Origin of the sequence: Bacillus sp. RC251, from assembly GCF_044908765.1 — a bacterium.
Lineage (GTDB): Bacteria > Bacillota > Bacilli > Bacillales > Bacillaceae_G > Bacillus_A > Bacillus_A wiedmannii.
The window spans coordinates 14,235-33,035 of record NZ_JBIYDP010000014.1; the positions used below are offsets into that span (position 1 = coordinate 14,235).

The window sequence follows — 18,801 nt, forward strand, 5'->3', positions numbered from 1 at the left end:
ACATTATCCTTTACATATAGGAATTATTTTTATTCCACTTCAAACTATCTATATATATAAAGAAAGATAGTCGCCTGTTAGGGAAAGGCATCTAAATATAAACATAACATAAGAAAAAGCACGCTTATAAGCGCACCATAAGAGTGCTTCTTCATACAATTCTCATGTAAGAGTTCTCGAAAATCATGTTAATCACAAAGAAAAGGCATTAGCTTATACAAGCTAATGCCTTTTCTTTATTCATATCGTTCAGCATCCCATTCTTCTATATTCCATACTTTTGTTATCCATGCTTCATAGAAAGAAGGCTCATGTGAGACAAGTAAAACTGTTCCTTTATATTGTTGTAACGCTTCCTGCAAAGACTTCTTTGTTTCTATATCCAAATGATTAGTCGGTTCATCTAAAATTAAAACATTGCTTTTCGTTACGATAAGTTCACATAAACGTACTTTCGTTTGTTCCCCGCCGCTTAATAAACGAATAGGTTTTAATACATGTTCTTCTTTCAATCCACACTTTGCTAATGCTTGGCGTACTTCTTTCTTTGTCATATCTGGTCGTTCTGCCCAAACTTTTTCTAATGGTGTTGTTTCTGAAGCAAACTCTTCCTGCGCAAAATAAGCAGGATTTACTCGTTCTCCAACAGAAATTGAACCGCTTAACGGCTTTATTTGACCTAATAACGTTTTTAACATTGTCGTTTTTCCAATTCCATTATGACCAACAATCGCTATCTTTTCTCCTTTTTTCACTTGCAAATTCAATTCTGGACATAACGGAGAACTATATCCTATCCTTAGTTTTTCAGCCTGTAATATGCGACTCACTGGCTCCTCATAAACATTGAAATCAAAACGGGATCGAGGTACATGACTAACCTTTTCAACCCTTTGCATTTTCTCCAATACTTTCTCTCGACTTTTGGCCTGTTTCGCTTTTCGAATTTTATTTTTTTGAATAAATGTTTCTAACTGAGCAATTTCTTTTTGCTGTTTCGCATGCGCCGATTGTAATTGTTTCCTTTGCAATTGATAACTTTGCACAAATTTTTCATAATTTCCTACGTACCGCTTCACTTTCCGTTCTTCTAGATGATAAATAACATTCGTAATACTGTTCAAAAATACTTCGTCATGTGAAATGATCACATAAGCTTTTTCATACAGTCTCAAATACGATTGCAACCATTCTATATGGGCTGTATCTAAATAATTTGTTGGCTCATCTAGCAATAAAACATCAGCTTTTTCTAAAAGGAGCTTCCCAAGTAATAACTTTGTTCGCTGTCCTCCACTTAACTTTGAAACATCCTTTTTCAACCCTATTTCAAATAAACCTAAACCGATTGCTACTTCTTCAATTTCTGTATGAATTTGATAGAAATTAGAGCTTTCCAATATAGTTTGTAATTCTCCATACTTTACTAACAGTTTTTCTACTTCTCCTGCTCCATTCATTTCTTCAGCAATTTTTAACATTTCGCATTCAATCCTATACAAATTAGAAAATGCACTTTGTAAGTATCCTTCAATTGTTATCCCCTCTTGTAAATCCATATGTTGCTGTAAAAAGCCTATCTTCACATGTGGAAACCATTCAATGTTTCCGTCATCATGTATAAGTTCTCCTGTTAAAATCCTTAACAAGGTTGATTTTCCAATTCCATTTTTCCCAACTAACCCAACATGCTCGCCCTTTAATAGTCGAAAACACGCATTATATAAAATGGTTTTCTCACCATATGAATGACTTAAATTTTCTACTGTTAATATACTCATTTTTTTCTCTCCTCTACTTATGGGTTCATAAGCTAAATAGAGAGCACAGTAAAAATCCTTATTTAATTGTGCATATAAAAAATGGGTAAGGTGAATACACCTTACCCATTACATATTATCGTAAAAAAGGATTAAGGTTCTTTACCTGCTGTCTTCAATTTAGCTTAATCGTTAAAAATGGGCAGACTTCTCCCGTATCAAGCTAAAACCATTTGAAGAACAGTTGATAAAGTCATTTTATCCTTTCACTCCTTTAACATTTGTTATATTAAGAGTATAAACTACTCTGTTATATTCTATTCTCTATTTTTTCTTTTGTTCCTTCTCATTCTTTTCATGTTCTATAAAAAAAGCTCTTACCAGCAATTATATTTAAATCTGGTAAGAGCTTTTTCTATTTTTTCATATAAGGAGCTAATACTCTCAGAATTTCTTCCTTATCCTTCTTTAACTCAAGTGATGTTAACATATCCATCGTTCTTGGTCTAGGTAATTTCACTTGTACCTCTCCAACTATTGATGCTGGTCTTTGAGATAAAATAAATACGCGATCCGACAGTAAGATTGCCTCATCTAAGTCATGTGTAACCATAACAATTGTTTGCTTCTCTTGGTGCCAAGAGTTTAAAAGCCAACTATGTACTTCCATTTTTGTAAAGGCATCTAATTTTCCAAAAGGCTCATCAAGTAGCATAATTGGCTTTTCACATAAATATGTGCGCAGAAAACTAATCCTTTGACGCATACCACCAGACAATTCATCTGGATAATGGTCTGCATATTCATCTAGTTCAAATTGCTTTAATGCTTCCATTCCTTCTGTTAGCCTTTGTTTTTTCGGTTTCCCTTCGATTTCCAATGGAAGAACTATATTTTGCAAAGCTGATCGCCACGGTAGTAATAAATCCTGCTGCGGCATATAACTTACAACATCTTGCTCTTGTACGTGCCTATCCTTATACGTTACATTCCCACTTGTTGGATTTTCAACATTTGCAATCATATTTAATAATGTGCTTTTCCCGCAACCACTCGGTCCTACAAAGGAAACGAACTCTCCCTCTCGTATAGAAGCACTAATATTTGCCAATACATTCTTTCCATCAAAAGCTTTTACGATCTCTTTTATTTGTAATCCACTCATTTTTCACTTGGAAGGAACTCATTTGTAAAGGCATCTTTCACATCAATTTTCTTCTTAATAACTTTGTTATCATATAAGAAATTCATGTAATTCGTCCAAACTTCTTCCTTCTGTACTCCCCACACTTTTGCATCATCTTGATACTTCGTACTTAACCATTTTTGACTTTCTTGTACTAATTCTTTATTCACATCTGGAACTGCTTTAATTAAAATATCAGCAGCTTCTTTCGGTTCTTTAATTGCAAAATTATAACCTTCTGTCGTTGCACTCATAAACTTTTTCACAAAGTCTTTATCTTGCTTCGTATGTTTTTCACTCGTAATAATAACAGGACTATAGAAATCAAGCGCTGGGTCTAAGTCTTTCACCATAATCGTATTTAACTCTTTTCCTTGGCGCTTCGCTTCAATTCCATCCCATCCGTAATATATCCATTCAAAGTCTGCATCACGACCGATTGATTTAAAGAAATCTGTTTGTCCTAAGATGATTTTTTCAACTTTATTAAAATCAGCTTGATGCTTCTCCATGATTGTCTTCAACGTCGCTTCTTCTGCTGGTCCTCCCCAGCCGCCGTAACGTTTACCTTCAAAATCTTTTGGTGACGTCATATTATCTTTTTTAAGTGATGCAAAAGCTGAAGTATTATGTTGGATGATTGCTCCTACAGATACAACAGGAATACCTTCCACACGAGCCAACGTTACATTTTCTTGTGCGCTTATTGCAAAGTCAGCTTTTCCGGAAGCTATCATTTGCTCCGCTGTCACATTATCACCTGGCTGAATAATCTCTACATCTAATCCTTGCTTTTTATAATAATCTTTCGTTTGCGCTACATATAGGCCAGTATGATTCGTATTCGGAAACCAATCTAATACTACTTTTACTTTTTGATCTTTACTTGCACTTTCTTCTTTCTTCGCCGGATTACATCCAGCTACACCTACTGCTAATAAGGCAGCCAACATAACTTTTAAACCTTTTTTCATTTTCTGCCGTCCTTTCTATATATCCATGGTGCTGTTATTCTTGCCATAAACTCCACGATAAAATACAGACATAATGTCACCATAACAATAATTGCTGCCACACCAAATACTCGGGCTGTTAAAAAGGATTTTGTAGCCCTTGTAAGCATAACTCCTAATCCTTCACTTGCACCGAGCCATTCCCCAATAATTGCTCCCATTACGCTATATGTAACTGCAATTTTTAAACCTGAGAAAAAGTATGGCAACACTGCTGGAAACTTTACTTTCTGGTAAACTTGCCATTTCGTTGCCTTCATCGTTTGCAACAACTTCAACATATTTTTATCTACCGTTTGAAAACCTTCTAAAATGCTAAGCGCAATCGGGAAGAAACAAACGAGTATTACTACCATTACTTTCGGTAGCATTCCATATCCAAACCAAATAATAAATAACGGTGCAAGTACAACGATTGGAATCGTTTGCGAAATAACAAGCAACGGATTTATTAAAATACGAAATAAAGGGATAACATCCATAATAATTGCAATACTTGTCCCAATTAAAATCGCAAAAAATAGTCCAATTAGAACCTCTTGTAACGTTTGCATCGTATTCGGTAATAGTAAATCTTTCATTCCAATTAATTCTTGAACAATGGCAGAAGGCTTCGGTAAAATCCACGGTTCAATTTTAAATAATGAAACAGATCCTTCCCATATCGCTATGAGAAGGATAAGCCAAATTGTTGTAATTGTTTTAGATTGCTTCTGGTTTTGCATATTCATCACGGTACTTCCAAACCTTTTCATCTATCGTTACACCAGTACTTGGACGATAATGGATTTTAATAGAAGTAATCACTTCTTCTGCTCCAGCATCCACACAAGCTTGTTGCGCACGTTTAATGATATCAAGAAGTACATCTAATTCTCCTTCCAGCGTTGTTTCCATTGCCCCTACTTCATAACGAACTCCCGATTGTTGTACAACTTCAATTGCTTTATCAACAACAGAATACACATCTTTGTTCTTCGCTTGTGGTACTACTGAAAATGAAATTGTAACTTGTTGTGACATAGTAAAATCCCCCTTATAAAATGAAATATTAAAACAAGAAAAGGCTTTCCTACTGCGTAGGAAAGCCTTGTATGCAAGTTATTATAGAATAACATATGCTACATCACTTTAAGTAACTCCCTACGCTGGCATTATCCAGATCAGGTTGAGGGTCGATGTTTGTTTACATCCTCTCAGCCAATTGGCTCCCCGGTCCTTAATTCGTTTTCATTGTAGCATGATTTATTTTATTGAACAAACAAAAGCACGTATAATCATTTCATTTAACTTTTGAATTCCCCTATTAACTCTTGTAACTCCTGTGAAAGCCAGCTTAAAGAACTAGCTAATTCAGCAATATCTTGTACAGACATTTCCTGCTCTTTCATACTTTCTTCAATATTATTACTACTATTTGCATACGTATTTGCAATAAGTGATAGTTCATTTACAACACGAACAATATTTTGGCTATTTTGCAATATATCACTTGAATTGCTAGAAACAACTCTAACTTGATTTGTAACAGATTGTGCTGATTTTGAAATTTTTTCAAAGAAAGCACCACTACTTTCAACAAGTTTTATTCCAGATTCTACTTCTTTTGAAGCTTTTTGCATTGAAACAACAGCTTCTTCCGTTTCAACTTGTGTTTCCCCTATTAATTTCGCTATATCTTTTGCTGATGCTTCCGTCTGCTCTGCTAATTTACGCACTTCATCAGCAACAACAGCAAATCCCTTTCCGGTTGCCTCAGCACGTGAAGCTTCAATAGAAGCATTTAAAGCTAGGGAATTAGTTTGATTTGAAATACCTGTAATTACATTTACAATATCACTAATTTCTTTTGATCTTGTTTCCAAAGAATGGATGATAGAAGATAAATCTTGTACTGCATTTTGTATTATGTTCATTTGATTAATCGCCTGCTCAATAACACCATTTCCTTTTACTGAATGATACTTTGTACCTTCAGACTCTTTCGCTATTTGTTCTGCAGCATTCGTTATCTCTTCCATCTTATCTTCCATTTCATATACAGCGCCTAAATACTGTGGTGCTGCAGTTTCTTGTAACCGAGCTCCAGCTCTTAACTCAACCATAGAACTTACGATTTCTTTAACTGCCATGCTATTCTCTTTCGTACTCACTGACAATTCTTGTGAAGATGAGGAAACCTGTTCTGCTGTCTGCTTCACTTTATCTATAATTCCTTTAAACTTCTCGATGGTATTATTAAAATACGCATTAATAATACCAATATCATCTGGTCTTTCCTCTAATTTAATACTTAAATCACCTTCACCGACTTTGCGCAATCCTTCACGTAAATCTCGCAATGGAGCAAGTGCGTTACGCACAATTAAGAATTGAATAAAAGTTGCAATTAAAACAGAAATACAAATAAACATTAAACCTTGTATAATGAACTTTTCTTTTGTACTAGGAACAATAGAAGCATCTACATCAGCTGCAACAAGTGCCACAATATTACCTTCTCCATCTTTAATTGGCTCTAATATCGTTACCCATGTTCCTAATGCGTCTTCATATACTTCTGTCATGTTTGCTTTTTTTGTGCTCATTACTTTATCATATGCTTTCATCCAAAGGTCTGGTTGTTTATAATATTCTCCCGGCCTTACTTCAACAACATTTGCTAAACCTGTAGATAAATCAATGATTTGTAGCTCACCTTTTTCATTTTTTTTCGCTCCAACAATATAGGTTTGTCCAACACTGTTCAATTCTTCCGTTGATTCATCTAATTTCTCTGTTAACTTCTCTCTCTTTTCTCTTTCTGCCGTTGGGTCTTTTGCAACATCTCTCAATATTTCTGCGTCTAATTTATGTAATACCGTATCCCCTGTTTCAAAAGAATGCCTTTCAAATATAGACATCATGCTATTTTGAAACATGTTAAAACTTAACGCTCCCATAGTACCGACAAGCGTCAAAATAACTAACACAGTTAACAATACATTTTTTTGAAGAAATGATAGTTTATGCCAACACCTTCTCATTAACATCACCTTTCTTAATTAACTTACTATAAAGTAACGCTATTAAAATATACACCTTATTAATAAACGATAACGGCTCTCATTTGTTTATAAACAAAAAAAAGACCAATGAAAAGAGCATTGGTCAAGACCAACCCTATCCGTCCGGTAACTGGCTAGCATAGCCTTTCGACCTTAGCTCCTGTAGTTTTGCGTCCTAATGTTTCCATCAGTTTGCCTTTCTCGCTGAACGAGTTGAACGATATGGGAGTTCTATGAGAATTAAATTATTCTCTATCAAAGATTACAACATAAGAATTAAAATGTCTACCTATTTAGAGATGCAAATGTAAAGTTTCAATGTATTATTTTTTCGAAATAACTTAACAAAGTTCGTGAATGTTACATTTCTTGTGTTATATAATAAAAAATGTATATAACACAAGGATTATTTTGAGTATTTGTTTTAATTTTCGTTCAAATTAAATTATTCAAATATATCTTAACTAATGAATTTCGGAGGTAGTTTATCATGTTTTGGCTACAATTTCTTACGTTACTACTCTGCATTTTTATTGGCGCACGCCTAGGCGGAGTTGGTCTAGGAGTAATGGGTGGCGTTGGTATGGCAATACTTGTTTTTGTCTTCCACTTACAACCTACAGCTCCTCCTATTGATGTAATGCTTATGATTTTAGCAGTAATTACAGCTGCCGGTGCACTGCAAGCCGCTGGAGGAATGGACTACCTTGTTCATCTAGCTGAGAAAGCATTGCGAAAAAATCCAAAGCGCATTACATTCTTTGCTCCAATTGTTACTTATTTATTTACACTGTGCGCAGGAACTGGTCACGTTGCTTATTCTGTACTTCCTGTTATCGCAGAAGTCTCTCGCGAATCTGGGATTAGGCCGGAACGACCAATGTCAATTGCCGTAATCGCTTCCCAACAAGCAATTACAGCTAGCCCTATATCAGCTGCAACAGTTGCACTTTTAGCAATGCTAGCTGACTATAAAATCACCTTATTGGATATTTTAAAAGTAAGTATTCCTTCTACCTTCATCGCTTGTATGGTAGCTGCATTTGTTGCTAGCAAAATGGGGAAAGAATTAAATGAAGACCCTGAATACTTGAAACGTTTAAAAGAAGGAATGATTCCTAAAATTGAAGAGAAGAAAGAATTTGTTGGTTTAAAAGGCGCTAAACTATCCGTTATCCTTTTCTTAGTGGGAACTTTCCTTGTCGTACTTCTCGGTTCATTTGAAGCACTTCGTCCAGGATGGATGGTTGACGGGAAGTTAATTCGTCTTTCCATGCCAAACACAATTGAAATGGTTATGTTAACTATCGCAGCTCTTATTATTATTTTCTGCAAACCAAATGTAGAAAGCATCGTGTCTGGTAACGTCTTTAAAGCGGGGGCAACAGCTGTTGTTGCTATTTTCGGTATCGCTTGGATGGGAGATACTTTCTTTAACGGAAACTTAAATATGATTCAAGGATCAATTCAGCACCTAGTAACAAGTGCACCATGGCTATTTGCCATCGCATTATTCATTCTATCTATTTTACTATATAGCCAAGCAGCAACAGTACGTGCTTTAATGCCTCTTGGATTATCACTCGGTATTCCACCAGCGCTACTAATCGCAATGTTCCCTGCAGTAAATGGATATTTCTTCATTCCAAACTATGGAACAATCGTTGCTGCCATTAACTTCGATCGTACTGGTACAACAGGTATTGGTAAATATGTTTTAAATCATAGCTTTATGATTCCAGGCCTAATCGCAACATTCACTTCTATCGGAATTGGAATGCTCTTAATTTCAATTATGTTTTAAAGAAAAAGCACAAACCCAAAGTTTTAAAGGGTTTGTGCTTTTTTAATCAAACGTTTGTTTAAATATTTTTAACTGTCCATTATGTTTTTTACTATTTTTGTGAAGTTCCGTTTTCCTACAAACCCCTATTTACTTCCTCAACTAGCTTCTTCGTACTTTCATACGCAGATTCCGCTAAACTAATCGCGGAAATAATAGAAACGCCGTCCGCACCTGCTTCTATAACTGACGCTGTATTTTCAATTGTAATGCCACCAATCCCAACGATCGGTATTGTAATTCCTTGTTCTCTAAAATAAGTTAAACCTTTCGTTCCTTGCACAGCTTTCGTATCTTTTTTCGTACTCGTTGGGAAAATAGGGCCGACACCTAAATAGTCAGCTCCGTTTTCAATTGCCCAGCGTGCTTCTTCAATTGTATGTGTAGATACACCAACAATTTTATCACCCATTTTTTCACGAACAGAAGTAATTCCTTCATCATCTTGTCCAACATGCACACCATCTGCATCTAACTCAAGAGCTAGTTCCACATCATCATTTACGATGAACGGTACACCGTACTCTTTACAGACTGCTTGTAGTTCTTTCGCGAAACAAATACGTTTCTCTCCTGTTAAAGCACCTTCTCCCTTTTCACGAAATTGAAAAATTGTTATACCGCCTTCGAGTGCATCTCTCAATACTTGTAGTGGCTCCTTCGCACAATTGTTACTTCCCATTATAAAATATACTGATAACAACCTGGACATGTCAGCCTTTGTAATACGCGACATCTAGTTCCCCTCCTTACTATATAAGCTCAATCTTCCCATACTTTTCAATATCATCTGAAGTTGTATTCGCTAACTGATTTAAAAATTCAATTTGGAAACTACCAGGTCCTTTTTCCACTGTCTTAGCAGCTGCCAGTTCCGCAGCTACACCATAAAACGCTAATGCCGCTACTGCTGCCTTTACATAATCCTTTTCTACTGCTACAAATGCTCCTATTACAGAAGTTAGTAAACAACCAGTTCCCGTAACCTTCGTTAAAATAGAGTGACCATTTCGAATAAGAATCGTTCGCTCTCCATCTGTAACAACATCTTCTTTTCCAGTAATCACCGCTACTGTATTTAATTCATCCGCTGCCTGCTTTGCAATACTTACGACATTACCATTTCCAGCACCAGCGTCTACCCCTTTAATTTCCCATCTCTCATTAATAACATTTGCTATTTCAGCTGCATTTCCGCGAATAATTGCTAAATCGATTTCGGCCGGAATATGTCTCGCAACTTCTGTTCGATAAGAAGTTGCTCCTGCGCCAACCGGATCAAACAGTACCGGTACATCATTCGTATTAGCCGACTTACCAGCAAGTAACATCGCTTCTACCTCGTCAGGACGAAGTGTCCCCATATTTAATACTAATGCTCCAGCAATGCTAGCCATTTCTGCTACTTCTTCTTTTGCATACGCCATTACAGGCGATGCCCCTAACGCTAACAAACCGTTAGCTGTAAAGTTTGTTACAACAACATTTGTAATATTATGAACGAGCGGATTAGATTCTCTCACCAAATCCACTACTTTACTAATTTCTTTCATATTCATCCTTCTCATCCCCTAACTATAGTGATGGGAGATACACAAAAAGGCACTTTGCGCGTACGCAAAGTGCCTGAACATGTGCTTTTACACTCTCCCTACGCTGGCATTATCCAACAGGTTCAAATGGTCAATGACGGATTAGTCATACTCTCAGTTTGCATCCACAAACTCCCATGTGCTTATTATTCATCTACTTCAAAGTCTACTCTTATTCTAGTAAAATAACAAGTTCTTTACTTTTATAGAATGATAGAGATCATAACTCTTCTGGTTCAACCATTCTTCTCCTTTATATAGGTAAAACTCTCACACTTATATTTCATCACAAATAACTCAAACCGTCAGCAAGACTGAATAGAACAAAGATGTATGCTATATTTAACGTATGGAAATTTGAAAGGATGTTTTTAAATATGGCAAAAAGTATTGTAATTGCTGAAAAACCTTCTGTTGCACGTGATATCGCACGTGTACTGAAATGTGATAAAAAAGGGAACGGCTATCTTGAAGGTAGTAAATATATTGTAACTTGGGCTTTAGGTCACCTTGTTACGTTAGCAGATCCAGAAAGCTATGATGTGAAATATAAACAGTGGAATTTAGAAGATTTACCGATGCTACCGGAGCGTTTGAAATTAACGGTTATTAAACAAACTGGGAAACAATTTAATGCTGTAAAAAGTCAGCTACTTAGAAAAGATGTAAATGAAATTATTGTAGCAACAGACGCTGGGCGTGAAGGAGAATTAGTCGCTCGTTGGATTATTGATAAGGTTCGAATTAACAAACCAATCAAACGTCTATGGATTTCATCCGTTACTGACAAAGCAATTAAAGATGGTTTTGCAAATTTAAAACCAGGTAAAGCATATGACAATTTATACGCTTCAGCAGTTGCACGTTCAGAAGCTGACTGGTATATCGGCCTTAACGCTACTCGAGCATTAACGACTCGCTTTAACGCCCAGCTGAATTGCGGCCGCGTGCAAACACCTACTGTCGCTATGATCGCTAATCGTGAAGATGAAATAAAGAACTTCAAAGCTCAAACTTACTACGGTATCGAAGCACAAACAACGAATCAGTTAAAACTAACTTGGCAAGATGCAAATGGTAATAGCCGCAGTTTTAATAAAGAAAAAATTGATGGTATCGTAAAAGGTTTAGATAAGCATAATGCTACCGTTGTGGAAATTGATAAAAAGCAGAAGAAGTCATTCTCTCCTGGTCTTTACGATTTAACTGAATTGCAACGTGATGCCAATAAAAAATTCGGTTACTCTGCTAAAGAAACATTAAACATTATGCAGAAATTGTATGAACAACATAAAGTGCTAACGTACCCTCGTACAGATTCACGCTATATTTCATCTGATATCGTTGGAACACTTCCAGAGCGTCTAAAAGCATGTGGCGTTGGAGAGTACCGTCCTTTAGCACATAAAGTATTACAAAAGCCTATCAAGTCTAATAAGTCATTTGTTGATGATAGTAAAGTAAGTGATCATCACGCAATTATTCCGACAGAAGGATACGTTAACTTCTCAGCCTTCACAGATAAAGAACGTAAAATTTATGATTTAGTTGTAAAACGTTTCTTAGCCGTTTTATTCCCAGCATTCGAATACGAGCAACTAACGTTACGCACAAAAGTTGGCAATGAAACGTTCATCGCACGTGGAAAAACTATTTTACATGCCGGTTGGAAAGAAGTATATGAAAATCGCTTTGAAGATGATGATGTAATTGATGACGTAAAAGAACAACTTCTACCTCACATTGAAAAAGGCGATACATTAACTGTAAAGTTAATTATGCAAACATCAGGTCAAACGAAAGCACCTGCACGTTTTAACGAGGCAACTTTACTTTCAGCAATGGAGAATCCTACGAAATATATGGATACGCAAAATAAACAACTTGCTGATACGTTAAAGTCAACTGGTGGATTAGGTACTGTAGCGACACGAGCTGATATTATCGACAAGTTATTCAATTCGTTCTTACTTGAAAAGCGTGGTAAAGATATTCACATTACTTCAAAAGGCCGTCAGTTACTTGATTTAGTGCCAGAAGAACTGAAATCTCCTACACTAACTGGTGAATGGGAGCAAAAACTCGAAGCAATTGCAAAGGGTAAACTGAAAAAAGAAGTATTCATTTCAGAAATGAAGAACTATACGAAAGAAATTGTTTCTGAAATTAAATCGAGTGATAAAAAATATAAACATGACAACATTTCAACAAAGTCTTGTCCAGACTGCGGTAAACCAATGCTAGAGGTAAACGGCAAAAAAGGAAAAATGCTCGTTTGCCAAGACCGTGAATGTGGTCATCGTAAAAATGTATCTCGTACAACAAACGCTCGTTGTCCGCAATGTAAGAAGAAGTTAGAATTACGTGGTGAAGGTGCAGGACAAATCTTTGCATGTAAATGTGGCTATCGCGAGAAATTATCCACATTCCAAGAAAGACGTAAAAAGGAATCTGGAAGCAAAGCTGATAAACGCGACGTTCAAAAATATATGAAACAGCAGAACAAAGAAGAAGAACCATTAAACAATCCGTTCGCAGAAGCTTTAAAGAAATTAAAATTTGATTAAACAAAAAGGTTCCTACCACTATCAGTAGGAACCTTTTATTTTTAATGAATAATTTTACTTCCTTTTGCGTTCTCAACAAACTTTTCACTTGATTTGTTAATTGGTGTTTTCAGTAATAATGCAGCAACAATCATAACTACTACGAAAGCACTTAACACAAGTAAATCTCTAGTTACTATATCCCAAAGCATTCCACCCACTGTTTCACGAATTGCACTAATTGCGTATGTGAATGGTAAGAACGGATAAAGTGCTTGGAAAAACGCTGGTGTCATTTGAATTGGGAATGTTCCGCCCGATCCCGCTACTTGCAGTACAAGTAAAATGATCGCCATCGATTTCCCAACGTTTCCGAAAATAGAAACGAGTGAGTATACGATACAAACGAAAACTCCGCCAATAAATAAACTAAATAACACAAACCAGAATTTATCGACTACGTACGTACCGAGTAAGAATATATCTCCCATCGATACAATAAACGCTTGTGAAAGACCTATCGTTAAGAATGTTAATAAACGTCCGAAGTAAACTTCATGACTCTTATAATTCGCGCCTTCTTCATGCACTTCTACCGTTAATAATGAAACCATTAATAATGCGCCTACCCATAATGCAAGCACTGTATAGAATGGTGACATCGCTGAACCGTAGTTTGGCATCGCAAATAACTTATTCTCTTTTAAATTTACTGGATTCGCGAAGTAATCACTTTGCTTTTCAACATCATTTTTCAATAAGCGTATGATGTCTTTTATATCCTCTTCAGATTCAAAATCACGAATTTTATTTGCTAAGTCTTTAATCTTTTTCTCAGTCTCCGGCATGTCAGCCTTAATGTCTGTTAATTTCTTTTTACCGTCTACTAAGCCTTTTGATGAATCTTCTAGTAGCTTTTTAACATCTGGAAGCTTTTTGTCTGCTTCTTTTAAAATTTGAGATGTGTTTTTCGACATCTCTTTTGTACGAGCAATTGCTTCATTAAAGTTTGGAACGATTTCTGAATCGTACTTAGCTAAGATGTCACCTATTTGACCCGAAACATTTTTAGATACTTCATTAATACTCTCAATAACATCTGCCGCTGGTTTTTGACCTTTATTAATAGCGTCAATTCCTTTATCAGTTAAATCGATTCCTTTTTGAAGACCATCTTTTACTTTATTCAATTTAGAAATCATGTTATTCGTGTTCTTATCACTATTTACATCTGCTAAAACTTTATTCGTATTTTCCATAACAGGAATCATATCGTTAACTAAATTTAGCCCGGCTTTGAACTGGCCATTTAAATCATTTAAAGCTACTTTTGTAGAATCTAGTCCGTTAACACCTTTATTACTTAAGTCTTCTCTAGCTTTTTCAAGCTCTGTTTTTAATCTGCTGTAATTATTTACAGCCTGATCATAGCCTTCTCTACCATTGTCTAATATCTCGTTAACTTTTTTTATTTCTTGATTTAAATTCTGTTGTGCATTTCCAGCTTTATCTTTTAATTGTTCAGCCGTACTTACCGCTTTTTCAAAATCCGCTACAAACGTCGCATTATAATCTGCCTCCGCTTGGTTTACTAAATTATTTATTGCATTTAACTTTTGATTAGTAGCATCTCTTACATCTTGTTTCACTTCTTGCCCTGTACCTATAATATTAGCGATATCTTTAACGCCGCCATTTGCATTTTCGATAGCTGATTTAAGATTCGTTAATTTATCTATTCGTTTTTGGAAGAAGTCTTTTCCAGAATCAGTTGGTGCGGATTCTTTAAATTTAGTAAAGATATCAATTACATATGAAACACTATCCACACGACCTTGAAGATTCTCAGAAACCTTATTAAGATCTTGTTTCGCTTTTTCTGGATCAAAATTACCATTTTGTAACCCGTTTATGACTCCCTGTGCATAAGTTGTTCCAACACGTATTGAGCCGAATACATTATTTACAGTTTGATCAATATTTTTAGCTATATCTTTATATAATTGACCATTCACCTGCGGTAATTCTGGTATCTGTGGAATAGTTATATTAGGTAACACTGGGAATTTAGATGGATCTGGAAGTGCCATATTGAAATCAAAAGATGGATTTTTTAAGAAATCCGTAATCGCCGCCGCACTATTCAAACCTGTTTGCATTGCGATTAAATTATTCTTAATAGTTCCTGGAGCACGATTCAATGTTTCATCGTTTCTCGCAAAGAATGCATCTAAGCTCTTAAGTGTATCCTGACCATCATTAATAACACTCTCTACAACCGGCAATTCTTTCTGCGCTACTTTTACTACATCCTCTGCTCGAGTCGCATCATCTAACGCCTTATCCATCAGTGTATTCATTTCTGGGAACTGCGCTTCTAACTTAAAGACAAGGTCTTTTACTTTCTCGATACTTGGTAAGTTTGTTTCTAAATCGATTCCAAGGTCATTGAAGATTTTAAAAATCTCACCGTTCGCTGTTTTAACGAAGTTTTTACTAATTTCTTCCGTAATACCTGATGCACCTTTTGCTGTAATTTTCGGTGCAATCGCATTTACTTTTTCATTTACATAGTAATCAAGTTCTGGCTTTTGTGGATTTTCATCCAGAACAGTTGCAATTTTTTCAGAGAAGTCTTTTGGGATTGTAATACTTGCATAATAATCCCCACGCTCAACTCCGTAAATCGCCTGCTTTTGGTCTACAAATTTCCAACCAAGATTCTTGTTTTTCTTTAGAGAATCTACAATCTCGTCCCCGATATTGATATCTTTCCCTCTTAAATTAGAGCCTGCATCTTGGTTAGAAACGGCAATGGGAACCTCTTTTGTATTTCCATAAGGATCCCAAGAAGCTTTAATGTTAAACCATGCATATAACGATGGTAAAATCATTAACCCTAAAACAATAACAATTGCAGCCCAATGTTTAGCTACATTCCGTAAATCTGTCTTATAAATACGCCAAATTTGTTTCATAGAAGTTATCACCTAATTATATATTTTTCCTTCTTTAGAAAATGATACATACATTTTGCAATTATATCACTTTCTACATCGTGGATTAACCAAAAACGAACTATTTTTTCCCATTAACTTTGACTTACTACATTATATAACGAAGTCAGTCAAAGTATGAATACAAAATGACCAAATCGGTTTTACATTCAATAATAACAAATATATAGGAAATGTCATAAAAAATACAAGTATTTTCTCTTGGAAATACTTGTATTCCTCAAAAAAATCCTCACAGCTTTTCATTATCTGTGAGGATTTCTTCTATTATATATCTACTTGTACTTCTACACCGAAATGATCTGAAATTACATTTCGGTTTTTACCATTAAAAATGACTTTTGAAGAACGAACTTTTTCACTTTGGTTACACAATATTAGATCGATTCGTAGATTATGTTTATTTTCATCCCAACCAGCAATCTCACCTTGGACAGTTGTTCCTTCATCCTTCTCTATTGCTAGTTCATATGTGTCATACAAACCTTTTTGCATCATATATTCATAACCCTCACCTTGCAAACGGGCGTTATTATTAAAATCACCCATTAAGAAGGATAGTTCATTGCTATCTACACGCTCCATCAAACGATTGACTTGATCTTTGAATGATTCTTCTTCATCATTCCACCAACCGAGGTGGCAAGAGTAAAACGTTATGTTCTTATCATTATAAGCAATTGTCGCACCTACAATTTTGCGTGTTTTCCAATACGTTGTATCCTTATTTTCTGAAATAAAGAACGTATCTTCCTTTACAACATTATGCTTCGTTATAATCGCTAATCCTTCTTCATACACATCATAACCAATATGAGAGAAATCCCAAGTAATATTGTAATCTTTTACATGTAACGCTTTTAACTCTTCTAATAGTAAAAGTCCAAAATTATCTTCTTTCTTGTTACCGCATACATTTTCAGCTTGTATCGACTGACTTACTTCTTGCAATGCGATGACATCGTACTCTTCTTCTTGAATGACTTTAGCAAGATATTTTATCTTTTCCATTTGATTCTCTTCTTGCCAAGAGTGACAGTTTAAAGTTAGCAATTTCATCTTATTACGCACCTAACATATCTTGAATGTCTGACTTTAATACGTCAGCTTTCGGACCATATACTGCTTGTACACCTTTATCTTTTACGATAAGTCCTAAAGCACCATTTTGTTTCCACTGTGCTTCCGGTGCAACAACATCTAAATCTTTTACTGTTACACGTAAACGCGTCATACAAGCATCTACGTCAGCAATATTTTCTTTACCACCTAATAAATCAATAACTTTTGTTGCTAATGAACCATCCTGTACATTTCCTGTTCCTTCTGATGACTCATCTTCATTATCAATATAGTTACCTGCACGTCCTGGTGTTGGTAAATTGAATTTTTTAATTAAGAAATTGAATAATGTAAAGTTCAGACCGAAGAACAATAATGAAACGATAACGAAATTGATTAAATCTCTTGTTAGTCCTGCATTAACCATCATCGGTGTACGAGTAATTAATTCAATAAATCCAAATGCGTGAACACGTAAGTTAATTAAATCTGCTAATGCGAATGCAAGTCCTGTTGTAATTGCATATACAACATATAATACTGGAGCAATAAACATGAACATGAATTCAATTGGTTCTGTTACACCTGTTAAGAATACTGCTAATGCAGCCGATAAGAACATTGGTTTATATTTTGCACGTTTTTCTTTATCAACATTACGGAACATCGCGAAAGCAATACCCATTAACGCTGCTGTTGAGCCAATAACTTGTCCAGCTTTGAAACGAGCTGGTACAACGTTATTTAATAAATCGTTATATGCTTTCGTATCTCCATTTGCTAGTAAATTATTTAAGTCTGTAATCCATGCAAGCCATAAAGGATCTTGTCCTGCTACAATTTGTCCAACTTTTGAGCCAGTTAACATCGTATATGTTCCGCCTAGCTCTGTGTAGTTCATCGGAATCGTTAACATATGATGTAAACCAAATGGTAATAGTAAACGCTCTAACGTTCCATATACAAATGGTGCAACAACTGGTGCACTATCTTTAGATGCTGCAATCCAGCGACCGAATTCATTTAATCCACTTTGGATGAACGGCCATAAAAGTGATAATACAATTGCAGTGACTGTAGACCAAACAATTACAACGAATGGTACGAATCGTTTTCCGTTAAAGAATGCTAATGCCTGTGGTAGTTTATTATAGTTATAATATTTGTTATATAGAGTAGCTCCTAAAAAACCTGTGATAATCCCTACGAAAACTCCCATGTTTAATGCTGGTGCACCAAGTACAGAAGTAAAGTAATCTTTTACAACTAAATCTCCTGCTAATACTGAAGAAACTGTCGCTTTTGAATCCGCTAACATTTCAGCGTTTACGCCAAATATAGCTCCTGTAATTCTGTTTGTTAAGACGAATGCTAATAGCGCTGCAAATGCACCACCTGCGCGATCCTTCGCCCAAGATCCCCCAATTGCTACTGCGAATAAGATGTGTAGATTTGTAATGATTGCCCAACCGATGTCTTCCATTACGCGAGCGATTGTATGAACTGCGTTAATATCCCCAGCAGACATCCCAATTAACTTACCGATAGAAATCATTAAACCAGCTGCTGGCATTACAGCTACAACAACTAATAATGCTTTCCCGAACTTTTGCCAAAAATCAAAAGACGTAATTTTCATCTGTTCTTCCTCCCCTTTATTTATAACAACATAATGATTTAAATGATAATTTCTGTTTCTCTTATGAAAACGATTCCTTATGTTACTTTATTTTTT

At 35.6% G+C, this 18,801-nt stretch carries 13 protein-coding genes and 3 riboswitches; of the genes, 2 read left to right on the plus strand and 11 right to left on the minus strand.

Annotation, left to right across the window (positions count from 1 at the left end; translation table 11 throughout):
- Positions 1-236: 236 nt before the first annotated feature.
- The 6 genes from ABH961_RS26080 to ABH961_RS26105 all read right to left on the minus strand — a co-directional run bounded on the left by ABH961_RS26080 (position 237) and on the right by ABH961_RS26105 (position 6,985).
- The gene (locus ABH961_RS26080) at positions 237-1,781 is read right to left on the minus strand and encodes an ABC-F family ATP-binding cassette domain-containing protein (protein ID WP_098078466.1); all 1,545 of its coding nucleotides are present in this window, start codon (positions 1,779-1,781) and stop codon (positions 237-239) included.
- Between the two features lie 394 nt (positions 1,782-2,175).
- Positions 2,176-2,925 (minus strand): ABC transporter ATP-binding protein, encoded by a 750-nt coding sequence (locus ABH961_RS26085; RefSeq protein ID WP_000016074.1) that lies wholly within the window; start codon positions 2,923-2,925, stop codon positions 2,176-2,178.
- Positions 2,922-3,920 carry an ABC transporter substrate-binding protein gene (locus ABH961_RS26090; RefSeq protein WP_048541931.1) on the minus strand — a complete coding sequence of 333 codons (999 nt, stop codon included), beginning with the start codon at positions 3,918-3,920 and terminating at the stop codon, positions 2,922-2,924. Before ABH961_RS26090 ends, ABH961_RS26085 begins: the two co-directional genes overlap by 4 nt.
- Positions 3,917-4,690, minus strand: coding sequence for an ABC transporter permease (locus ABH961_RS26095; RefSeq protein ID WP_048541932.1), 774 nt, complete (start codon positions 4,688-4,690; stop codon positions 3,917-3,919). Before ABH961_RS26095 ends, ABH961_RS26090 begins: the two co-directional genes overlap by 4 nt.
- The gene (locus ABH961_RS26100) at positions 4,662-4,982 is read right to left on the minus strand and encodes an MTH1187 family thiamine-binding protein (protein WP_000082897.1); all 321 of its coding nucleotides are present in this window, start codon (positions 4,980-4,982) and stop codon (positions 4,662-4,664) included. Before ABH961_RS26100 ends, ABH961_RS26095 begins: the two co-directional genes overlap by 29 nt.
- A gap of 100 nt (positions 4,983-5,082) precedes the next feature.
- Positions 5,083-5,184: riboswitch (TPP riboswitch) on the minus strand.
- 61 nt (positions 5,185-5,245) lie between these two features.
- Positions 5,246-6,985 (minus strand): methyl-accepting chemotaxis protein, encoded by a 1,740-nt coding sequence (locus ABH961_RS26105; protein ID WP_098078070.1) that lies wholly within the window; start codon positions 6,983-6,985, stop codon positions 5,246-5,248.
- A 143-nt stretch (positions 6,986-7,128) separates the two neighbouring features.
- Positions 7,129-7,213: riboswitch (cyclic di-GMP riboswitch) on the minus strand.
- A gap of 283 nt (positions 7,214-7,496) precedes the next feature.
- Here ABH961_RS26105 and ABH961_RS26110 point away from each other — a divergent pair.
- Entirely contained in the window at positions 7,497-8,810 is a 1,314-nt protein-coding gene (locus ABH961_RS26110) for an anaerobic C4-dicarboxylate transporter family protein (protein WP_000498712.1), read from the plus strand.
- A 115-nt stretch (positions 8,811-8,925) separates the two neighbouring features.
- Here the strand turns inward: ABH961_RS26110 and thiE are convergent, their stop codons facing one another.
- Both thiE and thiM read right to left on the minus strand, forming a co-directional pair.
- Positions 8,926-9,585, minus strand: a complete 660-nt coding sequence (gene thiE, locus ABH961_RS26115) for a thiamine phosphate synthase (protein ID WP_098078463.1) — start codon at positions 9,583-9,585, stop codon at positions 8,926-8,928.
- 16 nt (positions 9,586-9,601) lie between these two features.
- Complete coding sequence (gene thiM / locus ABH961_RS26120) at positions 9,602-10,408, minus strand: hydroxyethylthiazole kinase (protein WP_098078461.1); 807 nt, start codon at positions 10,406-10,408, stop codon at positions 9,602-9,604.
- Positions 10,409-10,480: 72 nt separating this feature from the next.
- Positions 10,481-10,590, minus strand: a riboswitch (TPP riboswitch).
- Positions 10,591-10,818: 228 nt separating this feature from the next.
- On the opposite strand from thiM, the gene topB reads away from it, so the two are divergent.
- Positions 10,819-13,008, plus strand: a complete 2,190-nt coding sequence (gene topB, locus ABH961_RS26125) for a DNA topoisomerase III (protein WP_098078458.1) — start codon at positions 10,819-10,821, stop codon at positions 13,006-13,008.
- A gap of 41 nt (positions 13,009-13,049) precedes the next feature.
- Here the strand turns inward: topB and ABH961_RS26130 are convergent, their stop codons facing one another.
- From ABH961_RS26130 to ABH961_RS26140, 3 genes are all read right to left on the minus strand, one after another.
- Positions 13,050-15,965 carry a YhgE/Pip domain-containing protein gene (locus ABH961_RS26130; RefSeq protein ID WP_098078455.1) on the minus strand — a complete coding sequence of 972 codons (2,916 nt, stop codon included), beginning with the start codon at positions 15,963-15,965 and terminating at the stop codon, positions 13,050-13,052.
- A 306-nt stretch (positions 15,966-16,271) separates the two neighbouring features.
- Positions 16,272-17,063, minus strand: a complete 792-nt coding sequence (locus tag ABH961_RS26135; RefSeq protein ID WP_098078452.1) for an endonuclease/exonuclease/phosphatase family protein — start codon at positions 17,061-17,063, stop codon at positions 16,272-16,274.
- Positions 17,064-17,067: 4 nt separating this feature from the next.
- Positions 17,068-18,705 (minus strand): PTS transporter subunit IIBC, encoded by a 1,638-nt coding sequence (locus tag ABH961_RS26140; protein WP_098078449.1) that lies wholly within the window; start codon positions 18,703-18,705, stop codon positions 17,068-17,070.
- Between the last annotated feature and the right edge of the window lie 96 nt (positions 18,706-18,801).

Coding starts and splice junctions, on each gene's coding strand:
- ABH961_RS26080 (WP_098078466.1), bottom strand. CDS start 1,781: ATGAGTATATTAACAGTAGAAAATTTAAGTCATTCATATGGTGAGAAA.
- ABH961_RS26085 (WP_000016074.1), bottom strand. CDS start 2,925: ATGAGTGGATTACAAATAAAAGAGATCGTAAAAGCTTTTGATGGAAAG.
- ABH961_RS26090 (WP_048541931.1), bottom strand. CDS start 3,920: ATGAAAAAAGGTTTAAAAGTTATGTTGGCTGCCTTATTAGCAGTAGGT.
- ABH961_RS26095 (WP_048541932.1), bottom strand. CDS start 4,690: ATGAATATGCAAAACCAGAAGCAATCTAAAACAATTACAACAATTTGG.
- ABH961_RS26100 (WP_000082897.1), bottom strand. CDS start 4,982: ATGTCACAACAAGTTACAATTTCATTTTCAGTAGTACCACAAGCGAAG.
- ABH961_RS26105 (WP_098078070.1), bottom strand. CDS start 6,985: ATGAGAAGGTGTTGGCATAAACTATCATTTCTTCAAAAAAATGTATTG.
- ABH961_RS26110 (WP_000498712.1), top strand. CDS start 7,497: ATGTTTTGGCTACAATTTCTTACGTTACTACTCTGCATTTTTATTGGC.
- thiE (WP_098078463.1), bottom strand. CDS start 9,585: ATGTCGCGTATTACAAAGGCTGACATGTCCAGGTTGTTATCAGTATAT.
- thiM (WP_098078461.1), bottom strand. CDS start 10,408: ATGAATATGAAAGAAATTAGTAAAGTAGTGGATTTGGTGAGAGAATCT.
- topB (WP_098078458.1), top strand. CDS start 10,819: ATGGCAAAAAGTATTGTAATTGCTGAAAAACCTTCTGTTGCACGTGAT.
- ABH961_RS26130 (WP_098078455.1), bottom strand. CDS start 15,965: ATGAAACAAATTTGGCGTATTTATAAGACAGATTTACGGAATGTAGCT.
- ABH961_RS26135 (WP_098078452.1), bottom strand. CDS start 17,063: ATGAAATTGCTAACTTTAAACTGTCACTCTTGGCAAGAAGAGAATCAA.
- ABH961_RS26140 (WP_098078449.1), bottom strand. CDS start 18,705: ATGAAAATTACGTCTTTTGATTTTTGGCAAAAGTTCGGGAAAGCATTA.